This window comes from Staphylococcus sp. HMSC056G08 (assembly GCF_001812305.1).
Taxonomy (GTDB): Bacteria; Bacillota; Bacilli; order Staphylococcales; family Staphylococcaceae; genus Staphylococcus; species Staphylococcus simulans.
Map to the genome: position 1 here is coordinate 57,190 of NZ_KV808482.1, position 19,335 is coordinate 76,524.

General features: G+C 34.4%; 21 protein-coding genes. 20 read left to right on the top strand and 1 reads right to left on the bottom strand.

Annotated elements, in window-relative coordinates:
• The 18 genes from hemW (at nt 1) to recO (ending at nt 16,019) form a co-directional block, all read left to right on the top strand.
• Entirely contained in the window at nt 1-1,122 is a 1,122-nt protein-coding gene (hemW, locus tag HMPREF2846_RS07875; RefSeq protein WP_070626385.1) for a radical SAM family heme chaperone HemW, read from the top strand.
• Between the two features lie 96 nt (nt 1,123-1,218).
• Entirely contained in the window at nt 1,219-2,178 is a 960-nt protein-coding gene (hrcA, locus tag HMPREF2846_RS07880) for a heat-inducible transcriptional repressor HrcA (protein WP_002481077.1), read from the top strand.
• Between the two features lie 26 nt (nt 2,179-2,204).
• Complete coding sequence (gene grpE, locus HMPREF2846_RS07885) at nt 2,205-2,795, top strand: nucleotide exchange factor GrpE (protein ID WP_070626386.1); 591 nt, start codon at nt 2,205-2,207, stop codon at nt 2,793-2,795.
• Nucleotides 2,796-2,845: 50 nt separating this feature from the next.
• Complete coding sequence (gene dnaK, locus HMPREF2846_RS07890; RefSeq protein ID WP_002481075.1) at nt 2,846-4,681, top strand: molecular chaperone DnaK; 1,836 nt, start codon at nt 2,846-2,848, stop codon at nt 4,679-4,681.
• A 170-nt stretch (nt 4,682-4,851) separates the two neighbouring features.
• On the top strand, nt 4,852-5,985 hold the full coding sequence (gene dnaJ / locus HMPREF2846_RS07895) for a molecular chaperone DnaJ (protein ID WP_002481074.1): 1,134 nt from the start codon (nt 4,852-4,854) through the stop codon (nt 5,983-5,985).
• A 5-nt stretch (nt 5,986-5,990) separates the two neighbouring features.
• Nucleotides 5,991-6,929: a 50S ribosomal protein L11 methyltransferase gene (gene prmA / locus HMPREF2846_RS07900; protein ID WP_060804765.1), complete on the top strand. Its 939-nt coding sequence runs from the start codon at nt 5,991-5,993 to the stop codon at nt 6,927-6,929.
• Between the two features lies 1 nt (nt 6,930).
• Entirely contained in the window at nt 6,931-7,683 is a 753-nt protein-coding gene (locus tag HMPREF2846_RS07905) for a 16S rRNA (uracil(1498)-N(3))-methyltransferase (RefSeq protein ID WP_070626387.1), read from the top strand.
• Between the two features lie 5 nt (nt 7,684-7,688).
• Nucleotides 7,689-9,035 (top strand): tRNA (N(6)-L-threonylcarbamoyladenosine(37)-C(2))-methylthiotransferase MtaB, encoded by a 1,347-nt coding sequence (gene mtaB / locus HMPREF2846_RS07910; RefSeq protein WP_070626388.1) that lies wholly within the window; start codon nt 7,689-7,691, stop codon nt 9,033-9,035.
• Between the two features lie 130 nt (nt 9,036-9,165).
• Nucleotides 9,166-9,342 (top strand): 30S ribosomal protein S21, encoded by a 177-nt coding sequence (rpsU, locus tag HMPREF2846_RS07915; protein ID WP_000048060.1) that lies wholly within the window; start codon nt 9,166-9,168, stop codon nt 9,340-9,342.
• 213 nt (nt 9,343-9,555) lie between these two features.
• Nucleotides 9,556-10,272: an NfeD family protein gene (locus HMPREF2846_RS07920; RefSeq protein WP_002481069.1), complete on the top strand. Its 717-nt coding sequence runs from the start codon at nt 9,556-9,558 to the stop codon at nt 10,270-10,272.
• A gap of 18 nt (nt 10,273-10,290) precedes the next feature.
• The gene (gene floA / locus HMPREF2846_RS07925; RefSeq protein WP_002481068.1) at nt 10,291-11,277 is read left to right on the top strand and encodes a flotillin-like protein FloA; all 987 of its coding nucleotides are present in this window, start codon (nt 10,291-10,293) and stop codon (nt 11,275-11,277) included.
• A 13-nt stretch (nt 11,278-11,290) separates the two neighbouring features.
• Nucleotides 11,291-11,926 (top strand): superantigen-like protein SSL4, encoded by a 636-nt coding sequence (locus tag HMPREF2846_RS07930; protein ID WP_060804762.1) that lies wholly within the window; start codon nt 11,291-11,293, stop codon nt 11,924-11,926.
• Between the two features lie 219 nt (nt 11,927-12,145).
• On the top strand, nt 12,146-13,093 hold the full coding sequence (locus HMPREF2846_RS07935) for a PhoH family protein (RefSeq protein ID WP_070626389.1): 948 nt from the start codon (nt 12,146-12,148) through the stop codon (nt 13,091-13,093).
• A 5-nt stretch (nt 13,094-13,098) separates the two neighbouring features.
• Nucleotides 13,099-13,560, top strand: a complete 462-nt coding sequence (gene ybeY / locus HMPREF2846_RS07940; protein ID WP_057510460.1) for an rRNA maturation RNase YbeY — start codon at nt 13,099-13,101, stop codon at nt 13,558-13,560.
• Between the two features lie 3 nt (nt 13,561-13,563).
• Nucleotides 13,564-13,908, top strand: coding sequence for a diacylglycerol kinase family protein (locus HMPREF2846_RS07945; RefSeq protein WP_057510461.1), 345 nt, complete (start codon nt 13,564-13,566; stop codon nt 13,906-13,908).
• A 15-nt stretch (nt 13,909-13,923) separates the two neighbouring features.
• Nucleotides 13,924-14,331, top strand: coding sequence for a cytidine deaminase (gene cdd, locus HMPREF2846_RS07950; protein ID WP_070626390.1), 408 nt, complete (start codon nt 13,924-13,926; stop codon nt 14,329-14,331).
• Nucleotides 14,328-15,227 carry a GTPase Era gene (gene era / locus HMPREF2846_RS07955; protein WP_023015138.1) on the top strand — a complete coding sequence of 300 codons (900 nt, stop codon included), beginning with the start codon at nt 14,328-14,330 and terminating at the stop codon, nt 15,225-15,227. Before cdd ends, era begins: the two co-directional genes overlap by 4 nt.
• A gap of 24 nt (nt 15,228-15,251) precedes the next feature.
• Entirely contained in the window at nt 15,252-16,019 is a 768-nt protein-coding gene (gene recO, locus HMPREF2846_RS07960) for a DNA repair protein RecO (protein ID WP_023015139.1), read from the top strand.
• Nucleotides 16,020-16,072: 53 nt separating this feature from the next.
• On the opposite strand, the gene HMPREF2846_RS07965 is transcribed toward recO, so the two are convergent.
• A complete protein-coding gene (locus HMPREF2846_RS07965; RefSeq protein ID WP_070626391.1) occupies nt 16,073-17,464 on the bottom strand; it encodes a glycine--tRNA ligase in 1,392 nt (463 codons plus the stop codon).
• Between the two features lie 314 nt (nt 17,465-17,778).
• Here HMPREF2846_RS07965 and HMPREF2846_RS07970 point away from each other — a divergent pair, with 314 nt between their 5' ends.
• Both HMPREF2846_RS07970 and HMPREF2846_RS07975 read left to right on the top strand, forming a co-directional pair.
• Nucleotides 17,779-18,402: a transcriptional regulator CcpN gene (locus HMPREF2846_RS07970; protein WP_081705407.1), complete on the top strand. Its 624-nt coding sequence runs from the start codon at nt 17,779-17,781 to the stop codon at nt 18,400-18,402.
• 12 nt (nt 18,403-18,414) lie between these two features.
• Nucleotides 18,415-19,239 carry a pyruvate, water dikinase regulatory protein gene (locus HMPREF2846_RS07975; protein ID WP_057510463.1) on the top strand — a complete coding sequence of 275 codons (825 nt, stop codon included), beginning with the start codon at nt 18,415-18,417 and terminating at the stop codon, nt 19,237-19,239.
• The last annotated feature ends 96 nt before the right edge of the window (nt 19,240-19,335 follow it).

Here is a 19,335-nt window from a genome sequence, read left to right on the forward strand (position 1 = left end):
ATGAAAGTTGAAAGTGCATATATCCATATTCCATTTTGTGTCAGAATTTGTACTTACTGTGATTTCAATAAATACTTTATACAAAATCAACCAGTTGCTGAGTATTTAGATTGCTTAATTGAAGAATTTAAAACAGCTGACAATCGCACATTAAAAACAATGTTTGTAGGAGGAGGCACACCTACAGCGTTAAATGAGTCACAATTAGAGCGTTTGTTAAAAGCTATCAATGAGCACTTTACTATTTCAGGAGAATATACTTTTGAAGCAAATCCAGATGAACTTACACCATCAAAGATTAAACTTTTAAAAGACTACGGCGTCAATCGCATTTCAATGGGTGTTCAAACATTTGACCAAGATTTATTAAAAGTACTTGGGCGTACACATAATACGGCAGATATATACAATGCTGTCGAGCTCGCTAATCAATACCAGATTAACTCTATCAGTCTTGATTTGATGTATCATCTTCCTGGTCAAACACTTAAACAATTTGAAGACAGTTTAGATATTGCGTTATCAATGGATATTAATCATATCTCAAGTTACGGTCTAATTCTTGAACCTAAAACTCAATTTTATAATTTATATAGAAAAGGAAAGTTAAAACTTCCAAACGAAGATGTAGGGGAAGAAATGTATGAGCTATTACTTGATAAAATTAATCAATCTTCAATGCATCAATATGAAATTTCGAATTTTGGTCAACCTGGTCATGAATCTGAACACAACAAAGTGTATTGGATGAACGAAGGTTATTATGGCTTCGGAGCAGGTGCCAGTGGATACGTTCATGGAATAAGGTACTCAAATGTCAATCCTGTTAATCACTATATTAAGAAGATTAGAAACGGCGAACGTCCTATTTTACATCAAACCACACCCACTCATCGCGAACAAATGGAAGAACAGATGTTTTTAGGTTTAAGAATGAATCAAGGGGTAAATAAATCTGTGTTCAATCATAAATTCAATGAAAACATTGATCAAATCTATGCTGAGGCACTTTCTGACCTAAGTAAAAAGGGCTTAATTATTAATGAAAATAACGCTGTTAAATTGACTGATCGAGGTAAGGTTATTGGCAATGAAGTCTTTGAAGCATTCTTATTAGATTAATTTTAAGAGGTCAAGGCTTTAACATTGACTTACTTTGACCAATTTGATAAATTATAATTAGCACTTGGAAGAAGAGAGTGCTAATGAGGTGGAAACATGATTACAGATAGACAATTGAGCATTTTAAATGCCATTGTTGAAGATTATGTGGATTATGGTCTACCTGTCGGTTCTAAAACAATTATTGAGAGACATAATGTTGATGTGAGTCCAGCTACTATAAGAAATGAAATGAAACAATTAGAATCATTTGGTTTAGTAGAAAAATCTCATGCATCATCAGGAAGGTCACCTTCATTAAAGGGTTTTAGATATTATGTAGACCAACTGTTGGAAAATACTTCTCCTCTAAAAGAAACGAATAACCAACGTTTAAATAAACTGTTAATGGAATATAACTTTAATTTATCTGCTGCACTAAGTGTGTATGCGAATGAATTGTCATTATTTACACAGTATACTACGTTGGTAATGAAACCAAATCAATCAAAAGATTTGATCAGCGATGTTCATTTGTTTAACGCAACCGCTAATTTGGTTATTATGGTAATTGTGTTCGAAACAGGAAATGTTGAACATATTCAATTAGCAGTAGACGAAAAGATTTCTAAAGCGCGTTTAATTCAAATAGCGAATTACATCAAAGAACTTTATAACAATAAAAGTTTTGTTGATGAAGCAATGGAACATTCGAGCGACATCACAACAATTCATCAATTAACAGATTTACTTTATCAAAGAGTTAATGATAGCAAGAAAGACATCTACCTTGGTGGTAAATCAAATTTAATTGATACATTGAATGAGCAGAATGTGAATTCAATACAACAAATTCTTCAATATTTAGAGTCCAATAAGATATTGAAACTGTTCGAAAAAGATAATCATTCTGGAATCGATGTTAAAATAGGAAAAGAAATTGATAATGACCTAGAGGACATCTCAATTGTGATGAGTGATTATCATATTGATGAACATCTTAAAGGACACATAGCTGTTATTGGACCGACCGCTATGCGTTATCAAAATGTAATTCAATTACTATATAAAATATAGTTTTGAAATGTATTGGAGGACAGAAAATGGCAGAAAAAGATCAATCAGTTAACAATGAAGAAGTTGCTGAGAACGAAGATGCAACTGTAAATTCAAATACTGAAGAAGATACTCAATCAACTGAGAATACCGAAAACGTTCAAAATGGTTCTGAAGAGAATCAAGAAGAGAATGAAATCCAACAACTAAAAGATGAGTTAAAAGAACAAGAAGAAAAATATTTACGTCTGTATGCAGAGTTTGAAAACTATAAGAGACGTATTCAAAAAGAAAATCAAACATTAAAAACATATCAAGCTCAAGGTGTTTTAACGGATATCTTGCCGACTATTGATAACATTGAACGTGCGTTACAAATAGAAGGTGAAGACGAATCATTTAAATCTCTGCAAAAAGGGGTACAAATGGTTTATGAAAGCTTATTACGCGCACTAGAAGAAAACGGTCTTGAGAAAATAGAAGCTTTAGGACAACAATTTGATCCAAACTTCCATCAAGCTGTTATGCAAGATAGTGATGATTCATATGAATCAGGCGAAGTTACACAAGAGCTTCAAACTGGTTATAAATTGAAGGATCGTGTATTACGCCCTTCAATGGTTAAAGTAAATCAATAAATATAACTGATGAAATATACAACAAATGTTATTAGGAGGAATTATTAGTTATGGGTAAAATTATCGGAATTGACTTAGGTACAACAAATTCATGCGTGTCTGTTTTAGAAGGCGACGAACCAAAAGTAATCCAAAATCCAGAAGGTGCACGTACAACACCATCTGTTGTAGCTTTCAAAAATGGTGAAACTCAAGTAGGTGAAGTTGCTAAACGACAAGCAATCACAAACCCTAATACTATTCAATCAATCAAACGTGAAATGGGTACAGACCACAAAGTAGACGTTGATGGAAAATCATACACTCCACAAGAAATTTCTGCAATGATTCTTCAAAACTTAAAAAGTACTGCAGAAAGCTATCTAGGAGATAAAGTAGATAAAGCAGTTATTACTGTTCCAGCTTACTTCAATGACGCTGAACGTCAAGCTACTAAAGATGCTGGTAAAATTGCTGGTTTAGAAGTTGAACGTATTATCAACGAACCAACTGCAGCTGCTTTAGCTTACGGTTTAGATAAAACTGATCAAGACGAAAAAGTGTTAGTATTCGACCTTGGTGGCGGTACTTTCGACGTTTCAATCCTTGAATTAGGCGATGGCGTGTTCGAAGTATTATCAACAGCAGGTGACAACAAACTTGGTGGTGACGACTTTGACCAAGTAATCATTGACTACCTAGTTTCAGAATTCAAAAAAGAAAATGGCATTGATTTATCACAAGATAAAATGGCATTACAACGTTTGAAAGATGCAGCTGAAAAAGCTAAAAAAGACTTATCTGGTGTATCACAAACTCAAATTTCATTACCATTCATCTCTGCAGGAGAAAGTGGTCCATTACACTTAGAATTAACTCTAACTCGTTCTAAATTCGAAGAACTTTCAGATGATTTAGTTCGTCGTACAATGGAACCTACTCGTCAAGCACTAAAAGATGCTGGCTTAACAAGCAAAGATATCGATGAAGTAATCCTTGTTGGTGGTTCTACTCGTATTCCAGCTGTTCAAGAAGCAGTTAAAAAAGAAATCGGCAAAGAACCAAACAAAAGTGTTAACCCTGATGAAGTTGTAGCTATGGGTGCAGCTATCCAAGGTGGCGTTATCTCTGGTGATGTTAAAGATGTTGTATTATTAGACGTTACACCATTATCATTAGGTATCGAAATTATGGGTGGTCGTATGAACACATTAATCGAACGTAACACTACTATCCCAACATCAAAATCACAAGTTTATTCAACAGCAGCAGATAACCAACCAGCAGTAGACATTCACGTATTACAAGGTGAACGTCCAATGGCTTCAGATAACAAAACATTAGGACGCTTCTCATTAACTGATATTCCACCAGCTCCACGTGGTGTACCACAAATCGAAGTAACATTTGATATCGATAAAAACGGTATTGTAAACGTTACTGCTAAAGACTTAGGTACAAACAAAGAGCAAAATATCACAATCGAATCAAGCTCTGCACTTTCAGATGATGAAATCGATCAAATGGTTAAAGATGCTGAACAAAACGCAGAAGCAGATAAAAAACGTCGTGAAGAAAGTGACTTACGTAACGAAGCTGACAGCTTAGTATTCCAAGTTGAAAAAACATTAAAAGACTTAGCTGACAATATCGGCGAAGACGATAAAAAACAAGCTGAAGACAAAAAAGAAGAATTGAAAAAAGCACTTGAAGGCGACGATTTAGAAGATATCAAAGCTAAAAAAGAAGAACTTGAAAAAGTCGTTCAAGATTTATCAATGAAAGTTTACCAACAAGCACAACAAGCTCAAGAACAACAACAAGGTGGAGATGCTTCTAACAACAGTGATGTTGAAGATGCAGATTTCACTGAAGTTAAAGACGACGACAACAAAGATAATAAATAAGTGCATGCTTTCTCAAAAGAGCAGCTTTAACTAAATAAAGAAAAAAGCGGCTTCTTAAAAATTTAAGTCAAAGTCAATTGTACATTGGCTTTGACTTTTTATTATTTAACCAACTATACTTTAAAAGGTATAATGATTCTAAACTAGCAGAAAGATAAGGAGAGATTACAGTGGCAAAAAGAGACTATTATGAAGTCTTAGGTGTCAGTAAAGATGCGTCAAAGGACGAGATAAAAAAAGCCTACCGTAAATTATCCAAAAAATATCACCCAGATATTAATAAAGAAGAAGGCGCAGATGAAAAGTTCAAAGAAATTACTGAAGCTTATGAAGTGCTAAGTGATGAGAATAAACGCGCAAACTATGATCAATTTGGTCATAACGGACCACAAGGCGGCTTTGGCGGCCAAGGATTCGGCGGTCAAGACTTCAGTGGCTTCGGAGGCGGTTTCGAAGACATATTCAGTACGTTCTTCGGAGGCGGTGGTGCACAACGTGATCCAAATGCACCACGTAAAGGGGACGACTTACAATACACTATGACTATTTCATTCGAAGAAGCAGTCTTTGGTGCTGAAAAAGAAATTTCAATTCGTAAGGAAGTAAAATGTGAAACTTGTGACGGCTCAGGTGCAAAACCAGGTTCTAAAAAGAAAACGTGTCACTATTGTAATGGAGCAGGACACGTATCTGTAGAACAAAATACAATACTTGGTCGTGTAAGAACTGAAAAAGTTTGTCCAGTATGTAATGGTACAGGTGAAGAAATTGAAGAACCATGTCCAACTTGTCACGGTAAAGGCACACAAACTAAAAACGTTAAAATCAAAGTCAAAGTACCAAAAGGTGTAGACACTGATCAACAAATTCGTTTAGCCGGTGAAGGCGCACCAGGACATAACGGTGGACCACAAGGTGACTTATATGTTGTATTCAGAGTTAAACCATCTGATAAATTCATCCGTGAAGGTGATGATATCTTCTATAACTTGAAAATCAGCTTCCCACAAGCAGCTCTAGGTGATGAAGTTAAAGTGCCTACATTAGATGGTGAAGTTATTTTAACAGTTCCAGAAGGTACTCAAGACGGAAAACAATTCCGTATGAAAGAAAAAGGTGTTAAAAACGTTCATGGCTATGGATATGGTGACTTGTTTGTGAACATTAATGTAGTGACTCCAACTAAATTAAGTGAAAAACAAAAATCATTAATGCGAGAATTTGCGGAACTTAGCGGTGAAGAAATTGAAGAACAACCTTCTAATTTCAAAGAACGCGCACGTAGATTCTTTAAAGGAGAATAACAATAATGAACTGGGTGGAACTTTCAATTGTAGTAAATCATGAAGCACAAGATGCAAGTACAAACATTTTAGAAGACTTGGGTTCAAACGGTGTAGTGATAGAAGACTCAGAAGATTTAAAAGGAAACTTAGAGGATAAATTTGGCGAAATATATGAATTGAATCCTAGTGATTATCCTGAACGTGGTGTAAGAATTAAAGCATATTTCAACGAATTAGAATACTCAGATGAACTAAAAAAAGATATTTTAAGTGCTATCAAGAAGATTGATACTTTAAATGAAAATATGTTTAGCTATTCTGAACAATCACTTCAAGAACAAGATTGGGAGAATGAGTGGAAAAATTATTTCCATCCATTCAGAGCTTCAGAACGCTTTACTATTGTGCCAAGTTGGGAAGAATATGATAAAGAAAATAATGAAGAATTATGTATTGAACTTGATCCAGGTATGGCTTTTGGTACAGGAGATCATCCTACAACTAGCATGTGTTTAAAAGCGATTGAAACATATGTAAAACCAAAACATACTGTGATTGACGTTGGTACTGGATCAGGTATCTTAAGTATTGCTTGCTCATTATTAGGTGTTAAGCGTATCAAAGCTTTAGATCTGGATGAACTAGCTATAAAAGTAGCAAAAGAAAATTTCATAAAAAATGCTTGTGCTGATTCAATTGAAACAACAACCGGTAATTTATTACAAGGCGAAACAGATAAATATGATATTGTAATCGCAAATATATTGGCGCATATTATTGAAGAAATGATAGATGACGCTTATAATACTCTAAATGAAGATGGTTTATTTATAACATCTGGTATCATTGAAGAGAAGAGCAATGAAATTATAGAACATATGAAGCGTACTGGTTTTAATATCATTTCAATTAATCACGACAACGGTTGGGTTTGTATCGTTGGAGAGAAAGAGAGCAAATAATATGCAAAGATATTTTATAAATCAAAACGCTGATGAAAGTCAGCGTTTTTTTATTACTGACAAAGACGATATACATCACATTTCAAATGTCATGCGTCGTCAAGTCGGGGCTAAAATTATCGTAACCTTCGAGGACTTAAAGGTTTATCTCTGTGAGATTACAACTATAAATAATGAAGGCGTTGAATTTAAATTATTAGAAGAACAACCAAATGATACTGAATTACCTATTGAAGTAACAATTTGCAGTGGATTAATTAAAGCAGATAAATATGAGTGGTTGCTGCAAAAATCTACGGAATTAGGTGCTTCTCACTTTATTGCAGTACAAATGGATCGTTCTGTTGTAAAACTAAATCAAAGTAAAGCAGATAAAAAATTGACACGATGGAATAAAATTGTCAAAGAAGCAGCTGAACAAAGTTATCGTCTTGTAATCCCAACTATTGAATTTGTATCGAATTTAAAGAAAGTATATGTTAATATAGATAAATATGATTATGTACTATTCGCTTATGAAGATGCAGCAAAAGAGGGCGAGATGAGTGAGTTTAAACGCGCACTCGAACAATTCAGCAAAGGAGATCGTGTATTAATTATTTTTGGACCAGAAGGCGGTTTAAGTCCTGATGAAATTGAAATGTTCAAAAATAATAGTTACATAGTCGGCCTAGGTCATCGAATCTTGAGAGCAGAGACGGCTCCGCTTTATGCGCTTAGTGCAATTAGTTATGAAAAAGAATTAATGGGGTGAAATAAATGTCAACAGTAGCTTTTCATACTTTAGGTTGTAAAGTAAACCATTATGAAACTGAAGCAATTTGGCAATTATTTAAAGATGCCGGTTATGATCGAGTTGAATTTGATACAAATGCCGATGTCTTTGTTATAAATACATGTACAGTTACAAATACAGGAGATAAGAAGAGTAGACAAGTCATCCGACGTGCTATCAGAAAAAATCCAGATACAGTCGTTTGTGTTACAGGATGTTATGCACAAACATCGTCAGCAGAAATCATGGATATCCCTGGAGTAGACGTTGTAGTCGGTACACAGGATAGAACGAAGTTGTTAGGTTATATTGAAGAGTTCAAAGCTGAACGTCAACCAATTAACGGTGTAGGCAATATCATGAAAAATCGTACATATGAAGAATTAGATGTACCATATTTCACTGATAGAACACGTGCTTCTTTAAAAATCCAAGAAGGTTGCAACAACTTCTGTACTTTCTGTATTATTCCATGGGCACGTGGTTTAATGCGTTCAAGAGATCCTGAGAAAGTAGTAGAACAAGCAACAACATTAGTAAATTCTGGTTATAAAGAAATTGTGTTGACTGGTATTCATACAGGTGGTTACGGTCAAGACTTGAAAGATTATAACCTAGCACAATTATTACGTGATTTAGAATCAGTAGATGGATTAGAAAGAATTCGTATTTCATCAATCGAAGCTAGTCAATTAACTGATGAAGTCATTGATGTAATCAAAAATTCAAATAAAGTCGTACGTCACTTACACGTACCATTACAATCTGGTTCAGATACAGTATTAAAACGCATGAGACGTAAATATTCAATGGCACACTTCTCAGAACGATTGATGAAGTTACATGATGCTTTACCAGGTTTAGCAGTCACTAGTGACGTGATTGTAGGATTCCCAGGTGAAACTGAGGAAGAATTCCAAGAAACATATGACTTTATTTTAGATCATCACTTCTCAGAATTACACGTTTTCCCATATTCAGCTCGAACAGGGACACCAGCTGCTAGAATGGATGATCAAATTGATGAAAGTGTAAAAAATGAACGTGTTCATAAACTAATTGAATTAAGTAACCAATTAGCGAAAGAATATGCTTCTCACTTTGATCAAAAAGTATTAGAAGTAATTCCAGAAGAGCACGGTGAAAAACCAGGTACATTAGTGGGTTATGCAGATAACTACATGAAAGTTGAATTTGAAGGCGATGATTCGCTTATCGGCGAACTTGTACGTGTGAAAATCACAGAAGCAGGTTATCCTTTAAATAAAGGTTATGTTACTCGTGTGATTGATCATGCAACAAATAGCAGTGAATTTACAGCTATTGTGTAAGGTTCAAAAAATTAATTATTCTAATTGACCGCATCAACCACATATATTATAATTAGCATTGCATGGTTTATAAAAAACTATGCAAACGAATTTTAAAGTTCCGTTGTTATTTGGAGGGAGGGAAATACAGATGTCTAAAACAGTAGTCCGTAAAAACGAATCACTTGAAGATGCATTACGCCGTTTCAAACGCTCAGTTTCTAAAAGCGGTACAATTCAAGAAGTACGTAAACGTGAATTTTACGAAAAACCAAGTGTTAAACGTAAAAAGAAATCAGAAGCTGCACGTAAACGTAAATTCAAATAATTATTAAGTCTGTTGACTCCCTCAACAAACAATTAATTATTATATAATGCAGTTTAAACAGCCCTAAGTTTTACAATTATGTAAAACTTAGGGTTTTTTCTTATGTTTTGATGCTACATAATATAATTTTTCTATTGATGTTAAAATAAAACGATAATCCTATAATTACACTAAGTAATCATGTATAATGAATCTTGAGAGCGAGGTGAATCTATGTCATACCAAGCTGAAATCCTACATAATATTTCGGTATTTCAGGCAAGTTCAAATTCCACACTACATCAAATCAGCGATTTTATAACAAGTCCATTTATTTCATTAATTTTAACCTGTATTATCTTTTTAGGTTTTCTTTATCAACTCTATTCCAAGCGTATTAACTTTCCAGGCATTCTTGCTGCACTAGCCTTATTAATACTATTTTTAGGCTATTTGATACAAGGAGAAGTTTCCTTAATTTCTGTTGGATTATTTTCTATAGGTGTGATACTGCTCGTCATTGAATTGTTTGTTATTGGTGCAGTAATCGGCATTATAGGCATGATTCTCATCACAGTAAGTATGATTATGCTTGGTGAAAACATTCTTTGGATGTTAGTCAATGTTATAATCGCTTTAATACTGACTATTATAGAATGGGTGATATTAGTGAAAGGATATAACAAAAAGATTTCGTTATTTGAAAAAGTTATACTCAGAGATTCGACAACGTCTGAAGCTGGCTATACTTCACACGATGACCGCTCTAATCTAGTAGGACAAACTGCAATCACTTTAACAGAATTACGACCTGCAGGAATGATTTCATTAAATGATGAACGCATAGATGCAGTGTCAGATGGAACATTTATACAAAGAGATGTAGAAGTCAAAGTAACTGAAGTTGAAGGATCGAGAGTAGTTGTCAGAGAGATTCCAAAAAACACATAATACTAGGAGGCACTTACTATGTTAGTACCGTTAATAATCATTGTTATTATTGCAGTCATTGCTCTATTAATCTTATTTTCATTTGTACCAATCGGTTTATGGATTTCTGCAATAGCAGCCGGTGTCAAAGTAAACATTGGCACACTTATCGGAATGCGTTTAAGACGTGTTTCACCACGTAAAGTTATCGCGCCATTAATTAAGGCACATAAAGCTGGTTTAAACCTTACAACTAACCAACTAGAATCACACTACTTAGCAGGTGGTAATGTAGACCGCGTTGTAGATGCAAATATTGCTGCACAACGTGCTGACATCAACTTACCTTTTGAACGTGGCGCAGCGATTGACCTAGCAGGCCGTGATGTTTTAGAAGCTGTCCAAATGTCTGTAAACCCTAAAGTTATTGAAACGCCATTTATTACAGGTGTTGCTATGAACGGTATTGAAGTAAAAGCTAAAGCTAGAATCACAGTTCGTGCAAACATTTCTCGTTTAGTCGGCGGTGCTGGTGAAGAGACTATTATTGCACGTGTCGGTGAGGGGATTGTTTCAACAATCGGTTCAAGTGAACATCATACTGTTGTTTTAGAAAATCCAGACAATATTTCAAAAACTGTATTAAGTAAAGGTCTAGATTCAGGAACAGCCTTTGAAATTTTATCTATTGATATCGCAGATGTGGATATCGGTAAAAACATCGGTGCAGACTTACAAACTGAACAAGCATTAGCAGATAAAAATATTGCTCAAGCTAAAGCAGAAGAACGTCGTGCAATGGCAGTTGCATCTGAACAAGAAATGAAAGCACGTGTACAAGAAATGCGTGCGAAAGTTGTGGAAGCAGAATCTGAAGTTCCACTTGCAATGTCTGAAGCTCTAAGAAAAGGTAATATCGGAGTTAAAGATTACTATAATTTGAAAAACATAGAAGCTGATACAGGTATGCGTGAGTCTATCAATAAACGTACGCAACCAAATGATAACGAGTCACCAGACAAGTAAACGAGGTGATTAAATGAATATCGGTCTAATAATATTTGTCGTTAGTGTTGTTATCTCATTAATATCAGCAATTAACGATAAAAATTATAAAAAGAGACAACAAAATCAACCAAAATCATCACAACCTAGAAGACAACCTACGACTGAGCGTAAACAACAAAAAGGGTTTCTTGAACAATTAGGTGAAAAGTTTGAGGAAATGCAAAAAGAATTAGAAGGTACGCCGCCATCTTCTCAACCTGATCACACACCTAAACCAGAAGAAACTACACGTCCAAACCATCGTACATCTCAACCGAGACAAACGCGCGAGCAATCATCTCAACCAAGACTCGATTCAAATCAAAAAGAGCAAGTATTGACAAAACAACTGAATGATTCTTTAAATAATGAGTTACATGATTTACGCTCTCAAATGGATTTAGAGAAACAAAAGCAAATTGAGATATTAGAACGTCGTGCTCAAGCAATCATTAGTGATAAATATCTTTCAGAACGTGCTAAAAAAGAAAGACTCAAACAACTATTCGCTAATAAGTTTAATCAAACAAGCACACGAACTAATGAAGATTTACGCTTTGATGAAGATGAAATACTAAATGGTTTTGTTTGGTCAGAAGTACTTAAAAAGCCGAAACAGTTACAATAAATTTAATGGATTGGATGGACATAATTTTATGTCATCCAATCCATTTTTCTTTTATGCAAGCTAAACTTTATTGGATTAATAAACAGCGAGAACATGATATAATGATTGTATGAATATGTGGAAATTATTAACTAAGTCCGTAGTTTCCGTTAACCATTATATTCTGCATCTTATTAAAAAATATGCTGAAAAGCGATAATAATGAAAAGGAGTTAATGTATGCCAGGAATAATAGTTATTGACGATATCAATCAAGCCCAAGCACTAATAGGTAATAACGATGAACACTTACAAGCAATAGAAGAAGCTTTCAATGTTATTGTTCATGCTAGGGGGCAAGAAATAGCTGTAAAAGGGCAACAACAAGAAGAAATTGTAAAAGCAGAAGCTGTAATAAAAAACCTTTTAAAAGTAATTGATCAAGGCGTATCAATTAATCTTAAAGATGTAGAAGCAGCAATTAAAATGGCAGAGAAAGGATCTATCCAACACCTCGTTGATTTATACGATGAAGCAATTACTAAAGATGCTTATGGTAAAACAATTCGTGCAAAAACAATGGGTCAACGTTTATATCTGAATGCGATGAAGCATAATGATTTAGTCTTTGGTATTGGACCAGCTGGTACTGGTAAAACTTTCTTAGCTGTTGTTTATGCTGCTAAAGAATTGCGTCAAGGTAACGTAAAAAGAATAGTGCTGACTCGTCCCGCTGTAGAAGCAGGCGAATCATTAGGTTTCTTACCAGGCGACTTAAAAGAAAAGGTAGACCCTTATTTAAGACCTTTATACGATGGTCTTCATACGGTACTGGGACCTGAGCAAACAGCGCGTTTTATTGAAAGAGGTATCATTGAAGTTGCACCATTAGCCTATATGAGAGGACGTACACTTGACGATGCATTTGTTATTTTAGATGAAGCGCAAAATACGACGCATGCCCAAATGAAAATGTTCTTAACACGTTTAGGATTTGGATCAAAAATGGTCGTAACGGGTGATATGACTCAAGTAGACTTGCCGAGAGGTATTAAAAGCGGATTAAAACAAGCTGTTGAACGCTTATCAGGCGTTAAAGGCATTAGTGTACAAACATTAGACCAAAGTGATGTTGTACGTCATCCATTAGTAAGTAAAATTATCAGCCGTTATGAAGGAGATGAATAAACGCCATGTTCACGATTGATTTTTCAAATCATACGGATGAAGTAAAAGAAGAATGGTATGACCAGATTGAAAAGTTATTAAACTTTGCGAAAGAACAAGAGAATATTGAAGAAGATGCAGAACTATCAGTGACATTTGTTGATAAAGAAGAAATTCAACAAATTAATAGAGACTATAGAGATAAAGATAAAGTTACTGATGTCATTTCATTTGCGTTAGAAGAAGATGAACCTGAAATTGAGGGTTTAGATATCCCTCGTGTACTAGGTGACATTATCATTTGCGCAGATGTTGCAAAAGAACAAGCTGCAGAGTATGGACATTCCTTTGAGAGAGAACTCGGCTTTTTAAGTTTGCATGGCTTCTTACATTTACTTGGCTATGATCATATGAATGAAGCCGACGAAAAAGAAATGTTTGGAAGACAAAAATCTATTTTAGATGCTTATGGCTTAACAAGAGAATAGTCTATGAATCGTTTTAAGTATCCCATTCAAGGGTTGTTGACCATACTACAAAAAGATCGTAACTTTTTATGGCATATCGCAATTGGCTTTTTAGTCATTGGCGCGTCTTTTTACTTCAATATTACCCGCATGGAATGGATTGCGGTTATTTTAACAATTTTTCTAGTGTTAGCATTTGAAGCAATTAACACCGCAATTGAATATGTAGTTGACCTTGTAACGGATGATTATAAACTTTTTGCTAAATATGCTAAAGATATCGCAGCACTAAGTGTGCTTTTAATATCTATCGCAGCAGTAATTATAGGTCTAATTATCTTTATCCCTTACATCGTTAACTTATTATAAAGGAGAGAGATAAAAATGGCTTATACTCAAGAACATTATGAAAAAGTAAGAGAAGCACAAAAACGTTCTTATTCACCTTACAGCAACTTTAAGGTGGGTGCTTATTTAAGAACTAAAGATGGCAAAGAATTTTTCGGCGCAAATGTGGAAAATGCTGCGTATGGCGAAGCAATTTGTGGAGAGCGTTCAAGTTTAGTTGCAGTAATTAGTCAAGGTTATAGACCAGGTGACTTTGAATCTTTAACAGTCACAGTAGATGCTGATAAGCCTTCATCACCATGTGGTTCATGTCGTCAAGTTATTAATGAACTATGTGATGACGACATGCCGATTTATTTAACAAACCATAAAGGCGATATGATTGAAACGACTGTCGCCGAATTACTGCCGCTAGGTTTTTCAGGAAAGGATTTGAATATATGACAGAACATAAATCAGGCTTTGTTTCAATTATAGGCCGACCTAACGTAGGTAAATCTACGTTTATGAATAGAGTGCTTGGGCATAAAATCGCAATTATGTCAGACAAAGCACAAACAACTAGAAATAAAATACAAGGTGTTATGACTGAAGATGATGCACAAATTATCTTTGTTGATACACCAGGTATTCACAAGCCCAAACATAAATTAGGCGACTATATGATGAAAGTTGCTAAAAATACTTTATCAGAAGTAGATGCAGTCATTTTCATGGTTAACGCTGATGAAAAGATTGGTCGCGGTGATGAATATATTATGGAAATGCTGAAAAATGTCAAAACTCCAGTATTCCTTGTTATCAATAAAATTGACTTAGTACACCCTGATGAAATCATGCCTATTATTGAATCATATCAAAAATATATGGACTTCTCTGAAACTGTTCCAATGTCAGCATTAGAAGGTTTAAATGTTGAACACTTTATTGAAGTACTTAAATCATATTTACCTGAAGGCCCTCAATATTATCCAGATGGTCAAATTTCTGACCACCCTGAACAATTTGTGGTAGGTGAATTAATAAGAGAAAAAATTCTTCACTTAACGAGCGAAGAAATTCCACATTCAATAGGTGTTAACGTTGATAGAATGGTTAAACAATCTGAAGATAAAGTTCGTATAGAAGCTACAATTTTTGTTGAAAGAGATTCACAAAAAGGAATTGTCATCGGCAAAGGCGGCAAAAAGTTAAAAGAAATTGGAAAACGTGCGAGATTGGATATCGAAAACCTATTAGGTTCAAAAGTGTATCTCGATTTATGGGTAAAAGTACAAAAAGATTGGCGTAATAAAATCAACTTTATTCGCCAAATGGGCTATATAGAGGATCAAGATTAAACTAGAAGGTCGGTGGTACCTTTTATGTTAGTAAAACAAAAAGGAATTATTATTAAAACAGTCGATTATGGCGAATCAGATAAAATTATTACCATCCTAAGCGAAAGTGGCGCGAAGATTCCTTTGATGGTCAAACGTGCTAAAAAAAGTAGAACAGGTATGCAGGCTAATACACAATTATTTGTATATGGCCTGTTTATCTATGCTAAATTACGTGGTCTAGGCATACTTAATTCAGTTGATGTTATCAGTCAAAATTATCAACTTCGTTTAGATATTTATGAGAGCAGTTATGCTGCACTTTGTGCTGAAATCATTGACAAATCTATGGACGAAGAACAAATTTCTAAATTTAATTATCAACTCTTACACTTTTGCTTGAACAGAGTTGAAAAAGGTTACAGTGCCCAACTGATGTCCGTTATTGTTTTATTAAAAAAAATGCCTGACTTTGGTTTTACTATCGCATTCAATCAAGATATTATCTCAGGCGATACAAACCAAGCAAATTTATGTGGCTACAGTTTTAAATATCATGGTGTGATTGCTCAGGAGAATTTGTATAGAGATGAACGAGCAGTTCCTATATCTAATAAAACACTTTATTTATTGGATGTACTTCAAAAACTGCCTATAGATAAAATGAATTCAGTTAATATTCATCAGGATATAGTAGATGAGATGTCTGATTTGCTTATCATGTTATACCGGGAATATGCGGGTGTGTTTTTCAGAAGTCAAAAATTAATAAATCAATTGCATCGTTTAGAGTCCAATAACCAGAAAAAATGATAGAAAAATAAGGGTATATCGCAATTTCGCGATATACCCTTATTTATTTAATATTAGAATTTAACTTTTTCAGCTAAGAAATCGTTTAATTCAGAGATTGGCATACGAACTTGTTCCATAGTATCACGTTCACGTACTGTGACTTGTTGATCTTCTAATGAATCGAAGTCAAATGTAATACAATATGGTGTACCAATTTCATCTTGACGACGGTAACGTTTACCAATTGATTGTGATTCGTCAAAATCAACTGTAAAGTTTTCGCTTAATTGTTCGTAAACTTTAATTGCTTCTTCAGATAATTTTTTGCTTAATGGTAAAATTGCTGCTTTATACGGTGCTAGAGCAGGGTGGAAGTGCAATACTGTACGTTCATCTTTACTGCCTTCAACACCTTCACGGTCATAAGCATCACATAAGAATGCTAATGTCACACGGTCAGCACCTAAAGAAGGTTCAACACAGTATGGGATGAATTTTTCATTTGTTTCTGGATCATGGTATCTGAAATCTTCACCAGAATATTCACTATGTTTTTTCAAGTCGTAGTCTGTACGGCTTGCAATACCCCATAATTCGCCCCAACCAAATGGGAATTTATATTCAATGTCTGTAGTTGCATTAGAGTAGTGAGATAACTCATCTTGGTCATGATCTCTTAAACGAATATTTTCATTTTGAAGACCTAAGTCTAATAACCATTTTTCAGCAAATGTTTTCCAATAATTTTGCCATTCGATTTCTTCACCAGGACGGCAGAAGAATTCTAATTCCATTTGTTCGAATTCACGTGTTCTGAAAATGAAGTTACCTGGTGTAATTTCATTACGGAATGATTTACCGATTTGACCAATACCAAATGGTAATTTTTTACGCATTGAACGTTGGACGTTTTTGTAGTTGACAAAGATACCTTGTGCAGTTTCAGGACGTAAGAAAATTTCGTTAGTTGAATCTTCAGTTACACCTTGGAAAGTTTTGAACATCAAGTTGAATTGACGGATATCAGTCCAGTTAGCAGTACCGCTTACTGGGCATTTAATACCTTCTTCTTCAATAATACGTTTCATTTCATCAAAACTTAAACCATCTGCGATAAAGTTTTCGTCACCTTTTTCATTTTGCATAAATTCTTCAATTAATTTATCTGCACGGTAACGAATTTTACTATCTTTGTTGTCGATCATAGGGTCATTAAAGTTACCTAAGTGACCTGATGCTTCCCATACTTTAGGGTTCATCAAAATTGCTGCGTCTAAGCCAACGTTATAAGGTGATTGTGAAATAAATTTTTTCCACCATGCACGTTTAATATTATTTTTTAATTCAACACCTAATGGACCATAATCCCAAGTGTTTGATAAACCACCGTAAATCTCACTGCCTGGAAATACAAAACCTCTGTGTTTTGCTAGCTGAACTACTGATTCCATATCTTTTGCCATAAATAACACTCCTCTTTAATAATAAAAAAAACGCCCCAAGATAACGAAATAAACATTTCGAAATCTTGGGACGAGTTATCTCATTTCTCATTGAAATTCGTAATAACCCGCGGTTCCACCCAAATTAGTGTAGACACTCGCTTAGATTATAAAAGTTGTTAGGCCAATTTAATTGTTAAGCTCGCACCATCCTTAACTCGCTTCAAACCTAATTCTAATGCATCCGAAAATTAAAGGCAAGTGTTTATATAGATTTGTAGACCAAAACAATTACAGTTATAATATAAATTGTAAGTGTGAAGGGGTGAAGACATATAGAACTGAGTAGTAGGCAAAGTGAAATTATCGAAATAGTAAAGCAAAATGGGCCGATTACTGGTGAAAAGATTGCCGAACAACTAAGTTTAACTAGAGCGACACTTAGACCTGATTTAGCTATTTTGACAATGTCTGGGTTTCTCGAAGCTAGACCTAGAGTAGGATACTTTTATTCTGGTAAATCAACAAATCAATTATTAACAGAAAAATTACGTCAATATGTTGTTAAAGACTATCAATCTTTGCCGATTGTCTTAAAAGGCGATACTTCTGTTTATGAGGCAATATGTACAATTTTTCTTGAAGACGTCAGCACGTTATTTATTGTGAATACAAATAATGATTTTGTTGGAGTTTGTTCAAGAAAAGACTTACTCAGAGCATCCATGATTGGCGAGGATATACATACGATGCCAGTCAGTGTTATCATGACACGTATGCCGAATTTAACACACGTTTTAGAAAATGATTTGGTCGTACTAGCTGCACAGCTTATGATTGAAAAAGAAATTGATTCTCTGCCGATAGTTCGTGGTAAAGATAATGGTAAGTTGGAAGTCATCGGGCGCATTTCAAAAACCACGATAACAAAATTATTTGTATCAATTTTCGATGAGTAGGAGTAGGATTTAATGCAAAAGATAAAAATAATAATTGCATCTGATTCGGTGGGAGAAACAGCCGAACAAGTTGCAAAAGCTTGTGTTTCTCAATTTAACTCGAAAAATTTCCAAAGTCAGATTGTACGTTATCCATATATTGAAACGTTAGAGAATGTTGATGAAGTTATGGAAGTTGCGAAAGAAAACGAAATGAATATTGTTGTTTTCACGCTTGTAAAACCTGACATTAAAGAATATATGGAACAGCAATTAGCCGAAAAAAATATAAAACATGTCGATATCATGGGACCATTAATGAATATTTTAATTGATGAAATCGATGAAAAACCATACTATGAACCAGGTATAGTGCATAAACTAGATGAAGCATACTTCAAAAAAATTGAAGCGATTGAATTTGCAGTTAAATATGATGATGGTAAAGATCCGAAAGGTTTACCTAAAGCTGATATTATATTAATTGGTATTTCACGTACTTCAAAAACACCTTTATCACAGTTTTTAGCACATAAGCGTTATAAGGTTATGAATATCCCAATCGTTCCTGAAATCAATCCGCCTGAAGGGTTATTTGAAGTAGATCCAAAAAAATGTATTGCATTAAAAATCAGTGAAGAAAAGTTGAATAAAATCCGTAAAGAAAGATTGAAACAACTCGGGCTTGGAGATTCAGCACGTTATGCTACAGGGCAACGTATTCAAGAAGAATTGGATTACTTTGATAAAATAGTTGATCGAATAGGCTGTCCTGTGATTGATGTTTCAGACAAAGCTATAGAAGAAACAGCGAATGATATCATGTATATAATTGAACAAAATAAAATGAATAAGTAAGCCTAATACAATACGCTGGTGTTTTAAACTCAGCGTATTTCTTATTGAGCTAATAACTTTTATTTTTTATAGAAAATGATATAATAATAAGACTAA